This window comes from Desulfocurvus sp. DL1XJH-121 (assembly GCF_054819825.1).
Genome location: NZ_JBTVWW010000003.1, coordinates 1 through 18,480 on the forward strand (window position 1 = coordinate 1; position 18,480 = coordinate 18,480).

14 protein-coding genes are annotated in these 18,480 nt (G+C 66.2%); 4 read left to right on the forward strand and 10 right to left on the reverse strand.

What is annotated here, in order from left to right:
• On the forward strand, nt 1–536 hold a 536-nt coding region (locus ACYYG1_RS02910; RefSeq protein WP_461208776.1), incomplete at its 5' end, for a transposase.
• 1,119 nt (nt 537–1,655) lie between these two features.
• Entirely contained in the window at nt 1,656–3,194 is a 1,539-nt protein-coding gene (locus tag ACYYG1_RS02915; RefSeq protein ID WP_461208777.1) for a flagellar hook protein FlgE, read from the forward strand.
• A gap of 75 nt (nt 3,195–3,269) precedes the next feature.
• On the opposite strand, the gene ACYYG1_RS02920 is transcribed toward ACYYG1_RS02915, so the two are convergent.
• Together ACYYG1_RS02920 and acs are read right to left on the reverse strand one after the other, a co-directional pair.
• Nucleotides 3,270–4,331, reverse strand: coding sequence for a phosphotransacetylase family protein (locus ACYYG1_RS02920; RefSeq protein WP_461208778.1), 1,062 nt, complete (start codon nt 4,329–4,331; stop codon nt 3,270–3,272).
• 94 nt (nt 4,332–4,425) lie between these two features.
• Nucleotides 4,426–6,534 (reverse strand): acetate--CoA ligase alpha subunit, encoded by a 2,109-nt coding sequence (gene acs / locus ACYYG1_RS02925; RefSeq protein WP_461208779.1) that lies wholly within the window; start codon nt 6,532–6,534, stop codon nt 4,426–4,428.
• 28 nt (nt 6,535–6,562) lie between these two features.
• Between acs and rnc the strand changes: the two genes are divergently transcribed.
• Nucleotides 6,563–7,273, forward strand: coding sequence for a ribonuclease III (gene rnc, locus ACYYG1_RS02930; RefSeq protein ID WP_461208780.1), 711 nt, complete (start codon nt 6,563–6,565; stop codon nt 7,271–7,273).
• An 89-nt stretch (nt 7,274–7,362) separates the two neighbouring features.
• Here rnc and ACYYG1_RS02935 read toward each other — a convergent pair whose 3' ends face one another.
• On the reverse strand, nt 7,363–8,280 hold the full coding sequence (locus ACYYG1_RS02935; RefSeq protein WP_461208781.1) for a flagellin N-terminal helical domain-containing protein: 918 nt from the start codon (nt 8,278–8,280) through the stop codon (nt 7,363–7,365).
• Nucleotides 8,281–8,624: 344 nt separating this feature from the next.
• Here ACYYG1_RS02935 and ACYYG1_RS02940 point away from each other — a divergent pair, with 344 nt between their 5' ends.
• The gene (locus tag ACYYG1_RS02940; protein ID WP_461208782.1) at nt 8,625–9,002 is read left to right on the forward strand and encodes a flagellar protein FlaG; all 378 of its coding nucleotides are present in this window, start codon (nt 8,625–8,627) and stop codon (nt 9,000–9,002) included.
• A gap of 131 nt (nt 9,003–9,133) precedes the next feature.
• On the opposite strand, the gene ACYYG1_RS02945 is transcribed toward ACYYG1_RS02940, so the two are convergent.
• From ACYYG1_RS02945 to ACYYG1_RS02975, 7 genes are all read right to left on the reverse strand, one after another.
• The gene (locus tag ACYYG1_RS02945; RefSeq protein ID WP_461208783.1) at nt 9,134–10,750 is read right to left on the reverse strand and encodes a flagellar hook protein FlgE; all 1,617 of its coding nucleotides are present in this window, start codon (nt 10,748–10,750) and stop codon (nt 9,134–9,136) included.
• A gap of 87 nt (nt 10,751–10,837) precedes the next feature.
• Entirely contained in the window at nt 10,838–11,578 is a 741-nt protein-coding gene (locus tag ACYYG1_RS02950) for a flagellar hook assembly protein FlgD (RefSeq protein ID WP_461208784.1), read from the reverse strand.
• A 13-nt stretch (nt 11,579–11,591) separates the two neighbouring features.
• Nucleotides 11,592–13,619, reverse strand: coding sequence for a flagellar hook-length control protein FliK (locus ACYYG1_RS02955; protein WP_461208785.1), 2,028 nt, complete (start codon nt 13,617–13,619; stop codon nt 11,592–11,594).
• A gap of 113 nt (nt 13,620–13,732) precedes the next feature.
• Nucleotides 13,733–15,160, reverse strand: coding sequence for a glycosyltransferase family 9 protein (locus tag ACYYG1_RS02960; protein ID WP_461208786.1), 1,428 nt, complete (start codon nt 15,158–15,160; stop codon nt 13,733–13,735).
• Nucleotides 15,161–15,184: 24 nt separating this feature from the next.
• The gene (locus tag ACYYG1_RS02965; protein WP_461208787.1) at nt 15,185–16,882 is read right to left on the reverse strand and encodes a CgeB family protein; all 1,698 of its coding nucleotides are present in this window, start codon (nt 16,880–16,882) and stop codon (nt 15,185–15,187) included.
• Between the two features lie 103 nt (nt 16,883–16,985).
• Nucleotides 16,986–17,714 carry an OmpA/MotB family protein gene (locus ACYYG1_RS02970; RefSeq protein WP_461208788.1) on the reverse strand — a complete coding sequence of 243 codons (729 nt, stop codon included), beginning with the start codon at nt 17,712–17,714 and terminating at the stop codon, nt 16,986–16,988.
• 6 nt (nt 17,715–17,720) lie between these two features.
• Nucleotides 17,721–18,479 (reverse strand): motility protein A, encoded by a 759-nt coding sequence (locus ACYYG1_RS02975; RefSeq protein ID WP_461208789.1) that lies wholly within the window; start codon nt 18,477–18,479, stop codon nt 17,721–17,723.
• Nucleotide 18,480: the final 1 nt, after the last annotated feature.

An 18,480-nucleotide genomic window follows, 5' to 3' on the forward strand; every position in this document is an offset into this window, starting at 1 on the left:
TGCGGCTGATGGCGGCGCAGCGCTGCCGCCTCGCGACGCTGGAGCCCATCGCCGCTCCCCATGCGCGTGCGCTCGTGCAGATCATATCCGGGCAATTGGACCAGTTGAACAAACACATAACGCGGCTGGTAGAGGCGTGTGAACCGATCGCCCGCAACAACGCGTTACTGTGCCAAATCAAAGGGATAGGCCCGCTCACCGCCACCATGCTTCAGGGGTTGATGCCCGAACTCGGCCAGGTGGGGGGCAAGCAGATCGCCGCGTTGGCCGGGCTAGCGCCCTACAATCGCGACAGCGGGAATCGTCGGGGAGCGCGTTGCATCTGGGGCGGAAGGGAGCGGGTGCGGCGGGCCCTATGGATGGCGGCGGTCTGCGCGAGCACCTATAACCCGCAGTACCGCTCATTGTATCGACGCCTCACGGACAAGGGCAAACCCACCAAAGTCGCACTCACGGCTGTCATGCGAAAAATCCTTATCCATTGCAATGCGATAGTGCGTGATCAAAACATGAAGACCAACGACATTCGGGCTTGATGAGAGACACACATGCTCTGGACTCTCCTGCCCCCTTTGTTGGGCGAAGGCATTGGCGGACCAAGGGAGGGCGGAGGCTGTGCCGAGGTTTGCCCTCCCGGCATGCCGCGCGTGTCGGCGGGGCGGGGGCTTTGGCGGGGCTACGCGATACGCCTCCGCGTCGCCCCGATGATTTGATTGGGCGAACGCCAGTCTGCTGTAACGCAAAACCATTCGTGCCCTCCCGCCCTCCCGCCGCGTTCCGCAACAGGTATGAGGGGGTGGTTTTGGGGGAAGGTTTGTAGCGCTGCGGGCGCGTAACGCGGGAGAGGCGCGCTCCCTTCGAAGGATTTCCCCCGCCGCGCGGCTTCGCCGCAGGGGCGGGACAAATCCAGGCGGTCGCGAGCCTCTCCCGCGCCACGCGCCGGGGCACCGATAGAAAGCCTCCCGATCCGAGAACGCGACGGAGAAAAGAAGAAGTATCCTACCTGACGATGGGGACGCGGGCTGAAATCATACTCGGCCCCATGGTGTAGTGCTATTTACGATGCTGTCCCATCTGCTCCCCAAGCCCCGGCGCGCTGCCCGGCGCAGCGGCTGTGATGGAAATCAGCGAAGCGGAGCCGGGCTCGTGCGACGGGGCGGCATCACCTGTGCCGCGACACGAGGGGAATATACACTGAGGGACAGCACCACCGCCACTTCCCAGCGCCCCGGGCGGGTGCGGGGGGCGCAGCGGCTGTGATGGTAATCAGTGAAGCGAAGCCCCCCGTACCCGCCCGAGGCGCGGCCGCGCCGCCTCCCCCTTCATTCCCGACAAACCAACGCCCTACCCGCGAGGGAACGCGGTGGGTGGGCGGGAGGGAACCATTGGTTTTGCACCACGACAAAAAAGCCCCGCCTACTCCACGCCATCGGCCAAACCCCATAATTCCGCCCCACGACAAGCCCCTCCCCCTCCCCCTCCCCATCCCATTCCCTCGCATCCACAAAACCCCAAAAACATCCATGCCCCCGCCCTCTCCCAGGCCGCGCGCAGCGCCCCTTCGCCCCTCTGGCACGGCCTTTGCCTTATACAACAACAAGGGGAAATTTTTTCCCCCGGTTGTGTGTGTATTGTGTTGGTTGAAGGAGATCGTCATGGGCTTTCAATCCCTGTATGTCGGGTCAACGGGCCTGATATCCCACGGGACGCGGATGCAGACGCTTGGCAACAACATCGCCAACGTCAACACCGTGGGATACAAGACCGCGAACTCGTACTTCGAAACGTTGATGAGCCAGTCGCTGACGGCGGGCAACTCCTCGGGCACGGGAATCTCCCAGCTCGGGTTGGGCACCGGAATCGGCGCAGTGCTCACGGACTTCCGCGACGGCGCGGTCATAGCGGGCAGCGCAACAACGGACCTCGCCATCTCCGGCAAGGGCTTCTTCCGGGTGGTGGACCCGGCCGAGGCGGACACGGTGCGCTATACCCGGGCGGGCAACTTCCGATTCGACCGCAACGGCTTCCTGGTGGATCCCCACGGCTACCGGCTCCAGGGCCAGGCCGTCACCAACGGCGTGGCCGGGGGCACCGAGGACATCCATCTGGAGCTTGACGCAAACGGACAGCTCTCGATTCCGGCCGAAGCCACGGAGATGATCACCTTCCTGCCGAACATCGGAGACCTGGGCGACAACAGCGCCAGCCATACGGATCCGTTCTTCTCCATGCTCTCCACCTGGAACGGCGCAGCCGCCCCGCCTCTTGGAGAAGGGGCCTACGGGTTCTCCAGCACCCTAGCCGTGTACGACGCGGACGGCGCCGCCCACAACCTGACCTTCTATTTCGACGGGGTCTCCCTGAGCAACGCGGACGGGAATTCCTACTACGAATTCGTGGTGGCCATGGACCCGGCCGACGACGGCAACCCGCTCACCGCCGGGACCTCGGCGGCGGGCCTGCTGATGTCCGGAACCCTGGTCTTCGACTCCGCCGGGACCCTGCAGAACATCAGCACATACTCCTACTCCGGCACCGGGGACGTGAAGGCCCTGAGCAACTGGGCTCCGGCGGCCCCAGGCGCGGGAGGCTATCCGGAGATCACCGCGATATTCGCGGCCTCCAGCGGAGGCACGGGCCTGGCCCAGACCATGGGCCTGAACTTCGGCATCTCCGGCGGGACCCTGGCCGCGGGGTACGCGTCCAACGCGGGGGCCGTGGGCACCTCGGCCTCGGGGCTGGCCCTGTTGCAGGACGCCTCCCGCTCGGCCCTGTCCGCCACCAACTTCGAAGGCAGCTCCGCCATCATCTTCCAAAGCCAGGACGGTTCGCCCACGGGCTATCTGATGAACCTCTCCGTGGACGCCTCGGGCATGCTCATCGGCAACTTCTCCAACGGCGTGCACCGGGACCTGTACCAGATCACCCTCTACAACTTCACCTCGGAGTTCGGGCTGCGGCGCGAAGGCGGCAACCTGTATTCCGAGACCCTGGCCTCGGGCCAGGCCATCGAGGGCGTTCCCGACGAGGAGAACTTCGGCGTGATCAGCGAGAACAGCCTGGAGCAGTCCAACGTGGACCTGGCCGACCAGTTCGCCGAGATGATCGTCACGGAGCGCGGCTTCCAGGCCAACTCCAAGGTCATCACCACCACGGACCAAATCCTGCAGATCCTCTACGGCATGAAACGCTAGGCGCCCGACCAAAGCCAGCAAAAAGGCCCCTCGTCGAGGGGCCTTTTCATTGGCGGGAGGGAGGAACGCGCCCGGCTACAGGCCGAGCTCCTTTTTGATGAATTCGTAGTCGATGTTGGCGGAAACCAGCTGCGCGCCCTGGCGGATCTTGATCACGTCCCTGAGCTTGTGGCGCGAGAGGATGGTCTCCATCTTCTTGGCCACGGAATAGGTGTCCTCGCGCACGATGACGATGGGCACCTCCAGGACCTCGGAACGGGTCAGGATGATGTCGTTGGGGTAGAGGTTGCCCGTGAGCACCAGGCAGGGGCAGCTGCCCTCCAGGGCCACCAGCTGCACGTCGGAGCGGTCCCCGCCCACGATGACGGCGGAGTTCCGGTTCTTGCGGAAGTGGGTCATGAAGTTCTCCACCTGCATGGTGCCTATGAGGAAATTCTCCACGACCTTGTCGGCCTTGGCGTGGGCCGAGATGACCTTGCCGCCCAGGCGCTCGGCCAGGTCCGAGACCTTGATGGCGCCCATGAGCGGGTCCTTGGGGATCACGCCTAGGACGCGCACGCCCATGCGCTCCAGGCAGGGCCGGAGCATGGTCTCCACCTCGTCCATGAAGGACGGGGGGATGTCGTTGAGCACCACGCCCATGAGGTCGTCGCCGAGCACCTCCTTCATGACCATCAGGTAGTCGTACTTGAGCTCCTCCTGGAAGCGGTCGATGACCATGACCTTCAGGCCCAGGGCCTTGGCCACGGAGATGCCGTCCACGCTGCAATACTTGCCCGAGTACATGCTGCCCGACCCGGCCACGATGGTGGCGTCGGTGCCCGCGCTCACGGTCTCGTAGGCGGCCTTGATGTCGCCCATGAGGTTCCCGCACTGCCCGGAAAAGGCTTTCACCTTGAAGTCCTGGGTCACCAGCACCGGGGTCACGTCGTCGGCCTTGTTCTTGAGCCCCAGGATTTCCTGCACGAAATAGGCGTCCTCGTCCCAGGCCGTTCCGTCGATCTCCGAGGGCATGGCGCCCACGGGCTTCATGTAGCCCACGTTCAGGCCGTCCTTCTGCAGCTTCAGCCCGAGCCCCATGACGACCATGTTCTTGCCCGAGAAACCCGAGGTCGACCCTATGTAGATTCCAGCCATCTGCGTTCCTCCTCGCTCATTTCGCTGGGTATCATGTACACTTTTTCATATTGAAAGGGAACGCCGCCGGCGCGGCCGCCCCTCTCGACTGGCCTCATGCGCCGCTGCACAACGTCACGCGCACGTCCGCCACCAGCGCGCCGCGCCCGTCCACCAGCACGGGGTTGAACTCCGCCTCCAGGATGTCCGGGAAATCCTCGGCCAGCTGGGACATGGTCAGGAGCACGTCCTCGATGGCCCCGAAGTCCACGGGCGGCTCCCCGCGGACGCCCCGCAGCAGCGGATAGGATTTGATCTCGCGGATCATTTCCGAGGCGTCGTCCATGGTCAGGGGAGCCAGGCGGAAGGCGATGTCCTTGAGGACCTCCACGTAGACCCCGCCCAGGCCGAACATGATCAGAGGCCCGAACTGCGGGTCGCGCTTGAAGCCCACGATGACCTCCTTGGCGCCCCTCCGGGCCATGGCCTGCACCAGGCAGCCGGTGATGGAGGCGTCCTTGCGCAGGCGCTGGGCGCGGCCGGTGATGTCCAGGAACGCGCTGCGCACCTCGGCCTCGGTCTTCAGATTCACGCGCACCCCGCCCACGTCGGACTTGTGGGATATCTGGGGAGAGGCGATCTTCAGGACCACGGGATAGCCGATGCGCCCGGCCGCGGCCACGGCGGCGTCGCTGGTGCGCGCCAGCTCCGTGGCGGGCAAGGGCAGCTCGTAGGCCTTGAGCAGGTCCTGGGCCTGGAATTCCACGATCTCCACGCACCCCGCGCCCCGGGCCGCGTCCACCACCCGCTGGGCCCGGCCCATGTCGCGACGGTAGCAGACCTCCACGGGCGCGGCGCGGTTCCGCCAGAGCTGATACTTGTACATGGCCTCCACGCTCTTCACGGCCGGGTCGGGGAAGGCGTAGCAGGGGATGCCCGCCGCCTGCAGGATGGCGCGGCCGGGGCCCACGCGCTTCTGGCCCATGAAGCAGGCGAACACGGGCTTGGACGAGCCCCGGGTGACTTCCACCACGGCCTGGGCCGTGGCCTCCACCTGGGCCATGGCCGTGGGGGTGAGCAGCACCAGCACGGCGTGCACGTTCTCGTCGGCCAACACCGCCGCGAGCGCCACGCGGTAGCGCTCGGCGTCGGCGTCGCCGATGATGTCCACGGGGTTGTACAGGGAGGCGAAAGGCGGCAGGGCGTGCATCAGGGCGTCCACGGTCCCGGCGGACAGCGAGGCCATGAGCAGGGAGGAGTTCTCGGCCGCGTCCGCGGCCATGATGCCCGGGCCGCCGGAGTTGGTGACGATGGCCAGGTTGGGGCCCTGGGGCAGGGGCTGGGTGGAGAAGGCCTGAGCCAGGTTGAACAGCCCGGCCACGTCGCCCACGCGGATGATCCCGGCCTGCTTGAAGGCCGCGCCGTAGGCCTGCTCGCTTCCGGCCATGGCCCCGGTGTGGCTGGAGGCGGCCTTGGCCCCGGCCGCCGTGGTGCCGGACTTGATCATGATCACGGGTTTCACGGGCGTCACGTCCCTGGCCGTGCGCACGAAGCGCTGGCCGTCCTCCACGCTCTCCACGTAGCCCAGGATGACCTTGGTGTCCGGGTCCTCGCACATGTATTCGAGCATGTCCGACTCGTCGAGCACGGCCTTGTTGCCCAGGCTGACGAACTTGGAGAAGCCGATGTTCTCGCCCTGGGCCCAGTCCAGGATGGCCCCGCACAGGGCCCCGGACTGGGAAAAGAAGGCGATGTTGCCCGAGGGCGGGGTGCCGGCGGCGAAGGTGGCGTTCAGCCCCAGGGCCGTGTTGTTCAGGCCCAGGCAGTTGGGGCCCAGCAGCGCCATGCCGTGGCGTTTGGCAATCTCCTTGAGGCGCTCCTCCAGGACGTAGCCCTCACGGCCTATTTCCTTGAACCCCGCGGTTATGATAACTACCGCCCGGGTGGGCAGCGCGCCCAGCTCCTCCAGGGCCCCGGCCACCAGGGCCGGAGGGATGCAGATCACGGCCAGGTCCAGGGGGCCCGGAAGGTCCCCGATGGCCGCAAACACAGGCAGACCAAGGATTTCGCCGCCTTTTGGGTTGACCGGCAAAATCCGCCCCTGGTATCCCGCCTCCAGCAGGTTGGACACCACGCCGTGGCCCAGCTTGCCCGGAGCCCCGGAGGCTCCGACCACGGCCACGGTCTGTGGTTCGAACAACGCTCTGAGAGAAGGATCGGGCATGGCTGTCTCGTTCCCCGGAGGTGTATCGATGAAGCAGGATTTTGAGAGCTTGCAGGAAGTTATTTCCCATCGCTTTTCCCAAGTCAAGCTCCTTCACACGGCCTTGACCCACAGCTCCTACGCCAACGAGCATCCCGACTGGGGCTCGGACAACGAGCGGCTGGAGTATCTCGGAGATGCGGTGCTGGAGCTCTGCATGTCCGAGATACTTTTCAACCGTTTTCCCGAGGCTCCGGAGGGACAGCTGACACGCATGCGCTCGGGCTTGGTGAGCGAGCCGGCCCTGGCCCTGGTGGCTCGGGACCTGGGCCTGGAGGAGCTCCTGTATCTGGGGCGGGGCGAGGAACAGCAGGGCGGCCGGGAGCGCGACTCCCTCCTGTCCGACGCCTTGGAGGCCGTGTTCGGGGCGGTGTTCCTGGATGGGGGGTTCGAGGCCGCGCGCACGGTGGTGGCCGGGGTGTTCGCCGAGCGCCTGCCAGAGGTCTGCGACACCAAGCGTGCCAAGGACTGCAAGAGCCGCCTGCAGGAGCTGACCCAGGACCTGTTCAAGGAGCGCCCGGTGTACACCCTCGCGGGCGCGAGCGGACCGGAGCACGAGAAGGTCTTCGAGGTGGACGTGGCCCTGCCCGACGGCACGAGCCACACGGCCCGGGGACAGAGCATGAAAAAGGCCGAGCAGAACGCTGCGGCCAGGGCCCTCAAACATCTGAGAAGCGCCGCCGACCGGACCGGCGCATGAACCGGGAGGACCGAGGGTCCGGCCCTCCCGGGATGCGTCTTTGGCCTTGACGGTCGCGGACGTAGTGCGGCGCGCTCCGCCGCGCGGGATCAACCGCCGCCGATGAGCTGCATCGCCAGCCTGGGCAGGGAGTTGGCCTGCGCCAGCATGGCCGTGGCCGACTGCGTCAGGATCTGGTTGCGTACGAACTCGGTCATTTCCTGGGCCACGTCCACATCGGAGATGCGGGATTCCGCGGCCTGCAGGTTTTCGGCCTGGATCTGCAGGTTGGTGATGGTGTTCTCCAGGCGGTTCTGAAGCGCGCCCAGGTTGGCGCGGATCTTGTCCTTGGAGATGATGGCCTGGTCCAGGGCGGCCAGGGCGGCCTGAGCCAGGGACTGGGTGGAAATGGTCATTCCGCCGCGGAAGTTGACGGCGTTGCCGTCCGCGCCCAGGCCGAGGCCGAAGTGGGAGGCCGTGGCCCCGCCGATGGAGATAAAATAGTAGTCCTCGGACGAGTCGTTGCCCGTGCCGAAGTGGATCTTCATGGGACCCGTGGGCTGCAACCCCGTGCCGTCATGATCCGTGGGGATGACGCCCGAGAGGGTGCCGTCCAGCAGATGGACCTGGTTGAAGTCCGTGGCGTTGGCGATACGGGTGATTTCCGAAGCCATGGCCTGATACTCGGAGTCGATGATCAGGCGCTGGTCGGAGTTGTAGGTGCCCGTGGCCGCCTGCTCGGCCAGTTCCTTCATGCGGATCAGCTTTTCGTCGATGACCTGCAAGGCACCGTCGGCTGTCTGCACCATGGAAATGGCGTCGTTGGCGTTGCGCACGCCCTGGTTGAGGGTCTTCACGTCCGAGCGCATGAGCTCGCGGATGGCCAGACCGGCGGCGTCGTCGGCGGCGGTGCCGACTCGCAACCCCGAGGACAGACGCCTCGTCGACGTGGAAAGCCTTCCATAGCTTTCCGTCAGGTTTCTGGCTGCGTTCATAGCCATCAGGTTGTGGTTTATGACCAAAGACATCGCAAAACCTCCTTGTTTTGACTTGCCTAATCTTAAGCAATCACGATGCCAAATAAACTTTACTTAACAAAAACAAACCCTTACTTTTTAAAAAAAGTCTAGAAACCCCGTTTCCAGCCCTGTACGGGGATTTTTTTTCCCCTTGCCCACGGCATGCAAACACCCGCCTCACCCAACGCAACAGCCTGCCAGCAAACGATTTTCCGATACATCAATGCGGAGTATGCCCGTGCACGACGCGCACTGCGGCCAATTTTGCGTCTAAAGCTGCGGACAAAGTGTCCGATACTATATCCAGGGAGATATTCATCGACATGTGATGCAACATGCGGGAGGGAGAAACCATGGAACTTCAAGGCGTTCAGCCGCCTGTACAGACCGTCGGCAAAGGCGGCCCGACTCGGGACAGGACCCACGCCGCCTATCAGGCGGACAACCCAGGCCCCCAGGCCCGGCAAGACATCGCCGAAGGCCGGGGACGGACTGACGAGGCCCAGGGCCTGCTGGCCATCACCGGCGCGGTGGAAAAGATGATGCAGTCCGTGGGCGTGGACATTTCCTTCAGCGTGGACGACGAAACCAGGCAGGTGCAAGCCGAGGTGCGCTCCGAGGACGGCAAGCGGGTGATCCGCAAGGTGCCCTCGGACGAAATACTCAGGCTGGCCTCCTCCATCCGCAGCATGACGGACAAGGCCGACAGCTTCGTGGAGCGGACCCTGTAGCCCCTCCCCTTCCCGCACAATCAATGACGCCCCCGGCGATGGTGCCGGGGGCGTCTTGTTTTCGGCCCGCGCAAGGCGCGGACGCTGGTTATGGTGAAGGAGTTCGGTTGTGTGTGCGTTTATTGGCGGCCCTAGCGCTTCATCTGGACCACGGTCTGCAGCATGTTGTCCGTGGTGGTGATGACCTTGGAGTTGGCCTGGAAGCCGCGCTCCGTGGTGATCATCTTCACGAATTCCGTGGCCATGTCCACGTTGGACTGCTCCAGGGAGTTGGAGGAGATGCTGCCCAGACCGCTGGAGTTGGCCGGGCCGGGCGCGGCCTCGCCGCTCTCCCTGGTCTGGGAATAGAGGTTGGAGCCCTCGCGGCGCAAATCCCACTTGTTCACGAAGTCGTAGAGGGTGATCTGGAACAGCTCGATCTGCACGCCGTTGGAGTAGCGGCCCGAGAGGATGCCGTCGCGGTCCACGGACACGGACTGCAGGAACCCGAAGGTGTAGCCGTCCTGGGCCTGGTACTGGGTGGAGCTGGAGCCCGAGAAGCTCGTGGTGGCGTTGGCGTTGACCTCGAGGTCCGCGAACTCCGGCAACAGGGCCGTGTTGGTGCCGATGGCCGCCGCGTTGGCCACGGTGCCCGTGCCCCAGCCCGCGCTGGGCGAGCTGTTGGTCAGGCCGAAGTTCACGCCGATGTTCAGGGCGTTGGACTCGTTGGTGGCGCTGGCTGCCGCCTGGCCGGTGAAGTTCGCCGTGAACACGGGCTGGCCGCTGGTGTTGAACAGGGCCGGCGTCCAGTTGTTCAGGTCGCTCAGGTCGCCCGTGGCGTTGGACTGCAGGGTGAAGGCGCTCTGGCTCTTGATCTGCCCCGCGGAGTCGAAGGTCATGGTGCCGATCATCATCACCCCGGCGATGCCGGAGTTGGCCACGGTCTGGCCGTCGATGATGCGCCCGTCGTCCGTGGGATCCACGGTGACCATGTATTCCCAGTAGGACAGGCCGCCCGCGTTGGAGACCTGGTCGAAGTACACGGTCAGGTTGTGGGACGAACCGCCCTCGTCGTAGACCTTGATGGTGCTCTGGTAGGCGTACTGGGTGTCCGCCAGGGGGGTCTCGGCCTGGCCGTCCCAGTTCTTGAACATGGCGAAGAACGGATCGGTGGCGTCGGTGGTGTTGTCGTTGCCGTCGCTGGCGTCCAGGTTGGTGACCATGGTCACGTTGGTGGTGCCCTGGGGCTGGCACGTGAAGCCGTCGATGACGATGTCCGTGGGCAGGCCCGAGCCCCTGATGGCCGAGCGCGAGGTGGCCGCGCCGGAGCCGCTGCCCGAGGCCACCGCCGTGGAGCTGGAGTGGTCGATGGCCCAGCCCTGGAGCACGTAGCCATGGGGATCGACCAGGTAGCCGTCCTTGTCGAAGCGGAAGTTGCCGGCCCTGGTGTAGTAGTCCTGGTCCTCGCCCTTCACCGAGACCTTGAAGAAGCCCCGGCCGCCGATGGCCAGGTCCGTGGCCTCGTTGGTGGTCTCGAAGGCGCCCTGGCTGAAGTCGCCGTAGATGGCCCCGATGCCCACGCCCCGGCCGACCTGGGCGGTGCCCGCGGCCGTGTTGATGTCCTGGGAGATGAAATCCTCGAAATACATGCGGGCGCCCTTGAAGCCGACGGTGTTCACGTTGGCGATGTTGTTGCCGATGACACTCATCTTCTCGCCGTGGGCTCCCAGACCGGACACGCCGGTCCACATGGATGCTGACAAACCCATAACCGAACCTCCTTATTCCTCACTATGGCCCCCCGGCTCTTCCCTGGCCGGAGGATCGGGCGCTGCAACGCCCCGTTGTGCACAAGACTATTCGCCAGTGGTCCCTTCGCTCTCGGAAGAGGACTCTTCACTCTCGGATTCGTCGTCGGCGGCGTTTCCGTCCACCACTTCCTTGACGTAGTCGAAGGCGACCACGCGGCCGTCCTCCAGGCGCAGGTAATGGTGTCCGCCGGCGTACTGCACGCCCTCGACCTTGCCGCTGACCTCGGTCTGGATGAGGATGGCCGAGCCCTGCTCGTCCTCCGCGGCCATGGCCACGTAGTAGGTGCCCTCGGCCAAATCGTCGCCCCGCCAGTCCTGGCCGTCCCACTCGAACTCGTGCTCGCCCGCGGCCTGGGCCCCGAGCTGGACGGTGCGCACGATGTTGCCGTTCTGGTCGAAAATGTTCATGTACACGTTGGCGGCGTTTTCCCCGAGCAGGTAGTACATGCTGCTCACGGTGCCGTCGGCGTGGATGCTCAGGTTGTCGCCCACGGCGCGCACGGACTTGCCGATGTAGCTGGCCGCCGTGACCATGCGCTGCTGCATGGTCTCCTCGGACAGGTTGCTGACGCCGCTGTTGATGGCGGTCAACTGCTCCAGCTGCGAGAACTGCGCGAGCTCGGAGGTGAAGTCCTTGTCGTCCATGGGATTCATGGGATCCTGGTGCTGGAGCTGGGCCACCAGCAGGGTCAGGAAATCCATCTTGTCCAGGTCGGAACTCGCATAGTTCTTGATATTGAAGTCCTGCTCGGCCTGACCGAGGAACTGGGCGTCATATACCTGCATGGCTCACCTCGCCTCACGCAACCACGTACAGCCCGTCGTGGGCCATGCCGGCGGATGCGATCTCGCTCTGCGCCTCGGGACTCATGGCGGCCACGCTTTCCTGGCGCAGGAACCGCATGATGCTTCGGCGTTCCATAAAATTTCTCTGTTCCTGGGTCATGTTGTGCTGCTCGGCGCCCTGCCAGGAGGCGTCGCCCTGGGTCTGGCCCTGGAGCTGGGTCTGGACCTCGAGCTTGGCGACCTTGAGGCCCTGCTGCTCCAGGTGGGCCTTGAGCTGGGACAGCTGCTCCGAAAGCACGCGCCCGGCGTCCTGGGTCTCGGCCTTGAGCACCGCGCTGACTTCCTTGTCCTTGACCTGCAGCACCACGTTGAGCTTGCCAAGGTCCGCGGGCTCCAAGTTCAGGGTCAGCTGCTTGCGGCCCTGGCCCATGGTCCTGAGGATGCCGGACTCCACCTGGTTCATCAGGCGGGAGGACACGTTCTTGCCCAGGCGGGCCACGGTCTCGTCCAGGCTGTCCGTCGAGGACTCGGCCGGGGCGGTCTGCTGGGCCGCCGCATCGGCGCGCACCTGGCTGGTATTGTCCACCCGGACCTTGCCGAGCAGCGCGTCCCAGGCCTTGGCGGTCTCGCTCTTGGAAGAATCGGATTCGGACCCGGACTTGTCCTTGGCGCTCCCGCCGTCCTTGCCGGACTCGCCTTCCGCGTGGCCCTGGCGCAGCAGCTTGGCCTGCTCCTCGGCCTTGGCGGCCTTGGCGTCCTCAGGCGACGTCCCGGAATCCTTGGCCGAGGCCTTGGCGTCGGCCTTGGCAGCCTTGGCGTCGCCCTTGGCCTTGGCGGCATCGCCGGCCAGGGCAGCGCGCACGGCCGTGGTCTGGGCGGAACCGTTGTTGGGGTCGGCCTCCAGCACGCGGGCGGCATGCCCCTGGCCGTCAGCGGCCTTGCCCGAGGACTCGGCCCGCTCCTGGGCGCGCTGGCGGCGGTTCTCCTGGGCTAAAATCTTCTGGTTGCGCACGTCGTTGTCCGGCCGGTCGCTGGCCAGGTCGGCGACGAACTTGCGGTCCACGGCCTTGCCCAGGGCCTCGTCCACCACGTCCAGCAGTTCCCGGCCCGAGGCCACGGCGTGCTCCAGGTCCGTGGCCACCTCGGTCTTCAGGGTGGTCATCACCGCGGCCATCTGCCCGGAGGTCAGGGAGACCTTGTCCTGGCCGCCCAAAAGCGCGGCCAACCGCGCCGAACCCTCGTCCGAAAGCCGGGTGGCCGAGGCCAGGGCCTGGAGTTCCGAGGCGTTCACGTCGATGGCCGCGTCGGCGGGCAGGCTCTGGAGCTTCCTGCTCACAGCCTCCCAGACGCTGCTGGATTTGCCGTTCTCAAGCTGGCCGATGAGCTTCCCGCCTTCCTGGGGCGTGAAGCCCATCTTCTGGAACAGGGACTGCAGATCGCGGATCTCGGTTTCGGAAAGGGACACGGCCCCGCTGGAGGACAGGGATTCGAGCTTGCCGGTCAGGGCGGACACGAAGGCCCCCCAACTCAGTCCGGCTTCGCTGCCGATCTTCTCGTTCAGGGCTTCGATCTCGTCGTTCGTGAGCCCCGCCTTCTTGAGGGCGTCCTTCACGGCCACGAAGTCCTCGCGGCTCATTTTCAGGTCGCTGATGGCGTTGAGGCTCGTGGTCCCGGTGCCCTTGCCCGCCTTGACCGAGCGCAGCACGTCCATGGCCCGGGACTTGGTACCGCCGTTGCCCCCCGCGGCCCGGCTCTCCATCCTGGAGGACACGGCCGCAAGGCGCCCGGAGGCGGCTTCCGAGGAAAGCCCCTTGATGCCGGAACGCGCCCGGTCCCACATGCCGAAGGACCGGTCCTCGCCGTCGCCCTTGTCGAAGAGCTCGGGACGGACGCCTTCCTTCTCGACCACGCCGTCCAGCATCCGGGCGAAGGCGTCGGAGGCATCCGCGGCCCTCCTGGCCGCGTTGCCCAACGCCTCTCCCCCGGCCGAAACCGCGCTGGAGGTGTCGAATTGGTATATGAAGGGCAAAAACTGCATCATAGTGGTCCTCGGGCCATGCAGATACAAAGCCCGTGCCAATAAAGAACCATTAAGAAAACAGCTAATTAAGTAAACGAAGGAAGGAGACGGAAGGGAGTTTTTTGCCGGGCGGCTCAGCCTTCGATCAGGGCCAGGAGGTCCTCCACCAGGCCCAGGCATTCGCCCCAGGCGCGGGTCGAGGCGTCGGCGTTTTCCAGATACATCTGGCAATAGCTGCGCACGGGTTGCAGGGCCGGGGCGGCGCGCCAGAAATCACCGTCCGGCAGGCCGCATCCTCCGGGCAGAAGGCCCTTTTTCAGGTCCCGGGAGAGTCGCACCAGGCCCTTGCGCATGGCCTGGCGCAGCTTGGGATGGTCCTGCCCCAGGCGGGCGAAGGAGGCCGCAGCCATGTCCCTGTTCCAGAGGCCGAAGCGCGCGCCCCAGAAACGCTGCCAGCAGTCGTCCAACAGGGTCCGGGCCGAGGGCGCGGCGGGCGGGGCCAGGGGGTTCAGGGCATACAGGCCCTCCCTGGTGCGTGCCGTGAGCATCAAGTCCATGCCCGCGATGGGCCGCTTGCGGAAGCCGTCCAGGTCGCGGCGGTTCAGCCTGTCGGCGACGTGGGCCACCTGGCGGGGCAGGAACGACCGCCCGCAGCGCAAGGGGTCGCGCGCGCATTCCCAGCAGCCCGTGCAGCTCATGTGCGGCCGGAGCACCGCGTGACCGCCCTGGTAGGGGCCGGTCTCCCAGCAGTTCACGTTGCCCATGGACAGGTTCAGGGTCAGCAGCCCGGACCAGGCGGCCAGGTGCATGGGCCCGGTGTCCGGGGTGATCATCATGCCCATGGTCTGGCCCAGGAAAGCGAACTCGGCCAGGGTCTGGCGGCCCGCCAGGTTCACGATGCGCGCCGGGACGTCCCGGGCGACCTTGGCCGCCAGTTCCTTTTCCGCCGGGCCGCCCAGGAGCATGGGCCGCATGTCCCGGCGGATGAGCTCCCGCGCCAGGGCGGACCAGAACCCGGCGGACGGGCGCTTGGCGCGCTGGCTGGCCCCCAGGAACAGGCCCACCTTGCGGCTGGCTTCGGGGGTGATGATGCGAGGCGCGCCCCAGCGCGTGGCGGCGATGTCCGCAAGAGGCACCGCGTCCAGGGCGTTCAGGTCCGCCCAGTGGAAACGGTTGTGGCGGTTGCTGCCCGTGAGCGACGCCCGATAGAGCTGCCAGTCCCCGCGCACGTAGCGGGGGCCGCCCTCCTGCTGCACCGGGCCGTAGACCTCCTCGCTCTCCACCTCGCCGGCCAGGAGCGCGGCGCGCGGGTCGTGGGACAGGTTCAGCACCAGGTGGAAGGCATGGGAGCGCAGGTGCTGGAGGCTTTTCCCGGTCCAGGGGAAATAGACCACGCCCTGGGGGCTGACCTGCACCAGCTGGCCGTAGAACAGTTCCTCGGCCATGACCCAGATGGGGCGGCCCGGATGGTTCCGCGACAGCCACAGGATCAGCGGATAGGAGAGGATCAGGTCCCCCATGCGCTGCATCTGCAATATAAGGATGGGGCGCTCGGCGCTCATGGGCCTTCCGCACGGCAGCCGGGGCTAGCCGTACATCTCCTTCATCGCTTTGAAGAGTGTTTCGAGCCGGTGCTCGTAGGTGTGCTCGGCCAGGATGCGCCTGCGCGCGGCGCGGGCGATGCGCTCCCGGGCCTCGGGATCGTCCAGGTAGCGCTTGATCATCTCCGGCACGTCCGCCGGGTCCTTGTAAAAGGCCACCTCCGCGCCCGGCTCCAGGAGGTTCTCCATCTGCACGCGGTGGTCCGTGAGCACGAAGGCCCCGCACGCGGGCACATCGAAGACCCGCTGGTTCACCGCGCCCTTCATCTGCTGGCTGGTGCAGTTGAAGTTCACTTTCGCCTGGGGGTAGAACAGGGGCAACTCGTCGTAATAGCTAAGTTCTTTGTGCCAGCGCCAGGCCCCGCCCTCGTCGGGAAAGGTCCGCCGCCAGCCCCAGTCCCCGGCGATGAGGGGCGAGAATCCCAAAGTGCCCGCCACGCATTTGTGGCGGTACTGGCGGGTGGCCTCCCAGGTTATCATGGTCTCGAAGGCGAGGCGCCGTTCGTTGTCGCCCAGGGCGTCGAAATGCGCGGCCAGGTCCGGATGCTCGCGGCGCAGATAGGCGCTCACCGAGCGGTCGTCCGAGGCCCCGAAGCCCGCAGCCACCTCCCGGTAGGTCAGGAGCAGGGGCCGGGGGAACCGCCCCGCCTTCATGCGCTGGCCCACCTTGTAGATCATGGAGTTGCCCACGAAGGAAACCCGCGAGCGCCAGGCCCCGCCCGCGCGTCCGGGGGGCATGGGCTTGAAGCGGCTGACGTCCGTGGCCAGGGGCAGGTAGCGCACGTGCTCGAAGCCCATGGTCCGCAGGGAATCCACGTTGTCCGCGTCCCAGGTGAAGAGCGCGGTCCAGGGGCTGACCAGGCGGTTGTAGAGGTAGAGGATCAGGTGGGGGTTGTCCACGAACCACGAGGCCAGGGGCAGCTTGAGCCGCTCCATGAGGTCCACGAGCACGCCCTCGCGGTCCACGCCCAGGTGGTTGATGGTGAAGATGAAGTCGGGCTTGAACTCCACAACAGCGGCCAGGAGCTGTTCCACGAACTCGGCGCGGCCCGTCTCCTTGGAGCCGATGTTGAGGAAGAAATGCGGCGCGCCCAGGCGTTCGCTGGCCCGCACCAGCTCGCCCAGCAGGAAATAGTCGCTGGTCAGGTACAGGACCCTGGGAGGCCAGGACCGGAATTTGGGATAGTCGGCCCGGGCCCAGAAGTCGTAGGCCTTGCTGGCCTGCAGACCCTCGCCGATGACGCCGTAGTAGTCCCGGGCGATGCGCCGGTAGGCGGCCAGGGGCAGGGGGCACAAGGGGCGGCCGCCGTGGTCCATCTGCCAGCGTGTCAGGCGCTTGAGGGCCTCCCCGGGGTCCGTGTCGTCCACCCAGAGAACGCGGGGATCGTCCGCCAGGGCCTCGCGGCAGCCCGTGAGCCCGAGCACGGGCTCCTCGCGGTCCACCACGGCCAGGGGGCCGTCCCAGCGCTCCAGGACCCGGGCCACGCCCCTCCCCAGGCCGGAGCCCAGGAACACAGGCAGCGCACCCGAGGCGGGATCGAAGGCCGCGGCCGCGCGCAGCTCCATGTCCGAGCCCGAACCGCCCAGGAGCAGCCAGGTGCGGCCGCCGAAATCCAAGCGCACGTCCGTGAGCGCGCCGTCTTCCTCCACGGGCTCGGCCCTGTATGCGAAAGCGTCCGCCAACTTCTTCCCCTTGCGCTGCGAAGTATAGGTGCGGGTCCTGTCCGAGGCCGAATTCTGCATTATCCGCACGGGCTAGGCAATGGTGCGTTTGCGGGTAGCCCGCCTACCACGTTTCGGTTTCCGGACGATGCAGCAGGAACTCCACCCGCCGGTTGCGCTCGCGGTCGGCCTCCCTGTCGTTGGGCACCAGGGGGCGGGTGCCCGCGTAGCCCACGGCCTTCAGGCGGCTGGGCTCGATGCCGCCCTGCTCCACCAGATAGCGCAGGGTAGCCGCGGCCCGGGCCGAGGACAGCTCCCAGTTGGAGGGGAAGTTCCCGGCGTCGGAATCCTGGTCCGAGGTGTGGCCCCGGATCACGCAGTTGAAATTGTATTCCTTCAAGATCTGCAGGATCCTGGACAGGACCCTGGGCGCGTCGGGCCTGAGGGTGGCCTTGCCCTTGTCGAAGAGATAGGCCGACTCCACGCGCACCATGACCCCCTCGCGCTCGGCGGACACGCCCGTGGACTTCTTGAGCTCCGAGTCCTGCTCCATGAGCGCGCGCAGCTGCATGGTCAGGTCCAGGACCACCTTCTGGTTTTGGTCCAGCTTCACGCCCTTCTTCTCCAGCCGGGTGGGGGAATAGGCCGCGAAGGAGGCCTCGGGCCGCTCGGTCTGCACGCCGAAGGCGTCCTGGATGGAGCCCATGAGGGACCGGAAGCTGGCCAGGTCCTGCTTGGCGAAGGAGAGCAGCAGCACGAAGAAGCACAACAGCAGCGTGACCATGTCCGCGAAGGTGGCCATCCACGGGGGCAGCCCCTCTTCCGGCGGCGGAACGAACTTTTTCTTGCCCACGGCGGCCTAGCCCTCCGATCCCCGGAGCACGGGCGCCAGAAAGGCCAGGAGCTTCTCCTTGACGATGGCCGGGTGCTCGCCGTGCAGGATGCCGATGATGCCCTCGGTGGCGATCTCCATGTACAGGGATTCCTCGGCGCTGCGCTCCTCCAGCTTCTTGGCCATGGGCAGAAAGACCACGTTGGCCAGCACCGCCCCGTAGAACGTGGTCAGCAGGGCCACGGCCATGGCCGGGCCGATGGACTCCGGATTCGAAAGATTCTGGAGCATCTTCACCAGGCCGATGAGGGTGCCGATCATGCCCATGGCCGGGGCCATGGTGCCCATGCCCTTGAACACGCCCTGGCCCTGGGCGTGGCGGCGCTGCATAAAGGAGACCTCGGTCTCCAGCACCGCGCGCACCAGGCCCTCCTCGGTGCCGTCGGCCACGAGCTGCACGCCCTTCTTGATGAAGGGGTCGTCCACCTGCACCTTCTCCAGGGCCACCAGGGACTCCTTGCGCGCCTTCTCGGCCAGCCTCATCATCTGGTCGATGAGGGCATGGAAGTCCGGCGGCTTGGACATGAAGGCCTTCATGGCCACCTTCACCGTGCCGAAGACCACGCCCATGGGGAACATGATGAAGACGATGGCGCCGGTGCCGCCCACGACCACCAGCACCGAGGGCACGTCCACGAAGCCCCCCAGGGCCCCGCCCCCGAACATGATGGAGCCGACTATGAGCCCCAGGCCGGCCAACAGGCCCACGAGCGTTCCGATATCCATG

Bases quoted from the DNA above. Each gene is read 5' to 3' on its own strand.
- ACYYG1_RS02920 (WP_461208778.1), bottom strand. From the start codon at position 4,331: ATGGCTGGAATCTACATAGGGTCGACCTCGGGTTTCTCGGGCAAGAAC.
- rnc (WP_461208780.1), top strand. From the start codon at position 6,563: ATGAAGCAGGATTTTGAGAGCTTGCAGGAAGTTATTTCCCATCGCTTT.
- ACYYG1_RS02940 (WP_461208782.1), top strand. From the start codon at position 8,625: ATGGAACTTCAAGGCGTTCAGCCGCCTGTACAGACCGTCGGCAAAGGC.
- ACYYG1_RS02950 (WP_461208784.1), bottom strand. From the start codon at position 11,578: ATGCAGGTATATGACGCCCAGTTCCTCGGTCAGGCCGAGCAGGACTTC.
- acs (WP_461208779.1), bottom strand. From the start codon at position 6,534: ATGCCCGATCCTTCTCTCAGAGCGTTGTTCGAACCACAGACCGTGGCC.
- ACYYG1_RS02975 (WP_461208789.1), bottom strand. From the start codon at position 18,479: ATGGATATCGGAACGCTCGTGGGCCTGTTGGCCGGCCTGGGGCTCATA.
- ACYYG1_RS02960 (WP_461208786.1), bottom strand. From the start codon at position 15,160: ATGAGCGCCGAGCGCCCCATCCTTATATTGCAGATGCAGCGCATGGGG.
- ACYYG1_RS02935 (WP_461208781.1), bottom strand. From the start codon at position 8,280: ATGTCTTTGGTCATAAACCACAACCTGATGGCTATGAACGCAGCCAGA.
- ACYYG1_RS02915 (WP_461208777.1), top strand. From the start codon at position 1,656: ATGGGCTTTCAATCCCTGTATGTCGGGTCAACGGGCCTGATATCCCAC.
- ACYYG1_RS02955 (WP_461208785.1), bottom strand. From the start codon at position 13,619: ATGATGCAGTTTTTGCCCTTCATATACCAATTCGACACCTCCAGCGCG.
- ACYYG1_RS02945 (WP_461208783.1), bottom strand. From the start codon at position 10,750: ATGGGTTTGTCAGCATCCATGTGGACCGGCGTGTCCGGTCTGGGAGCC.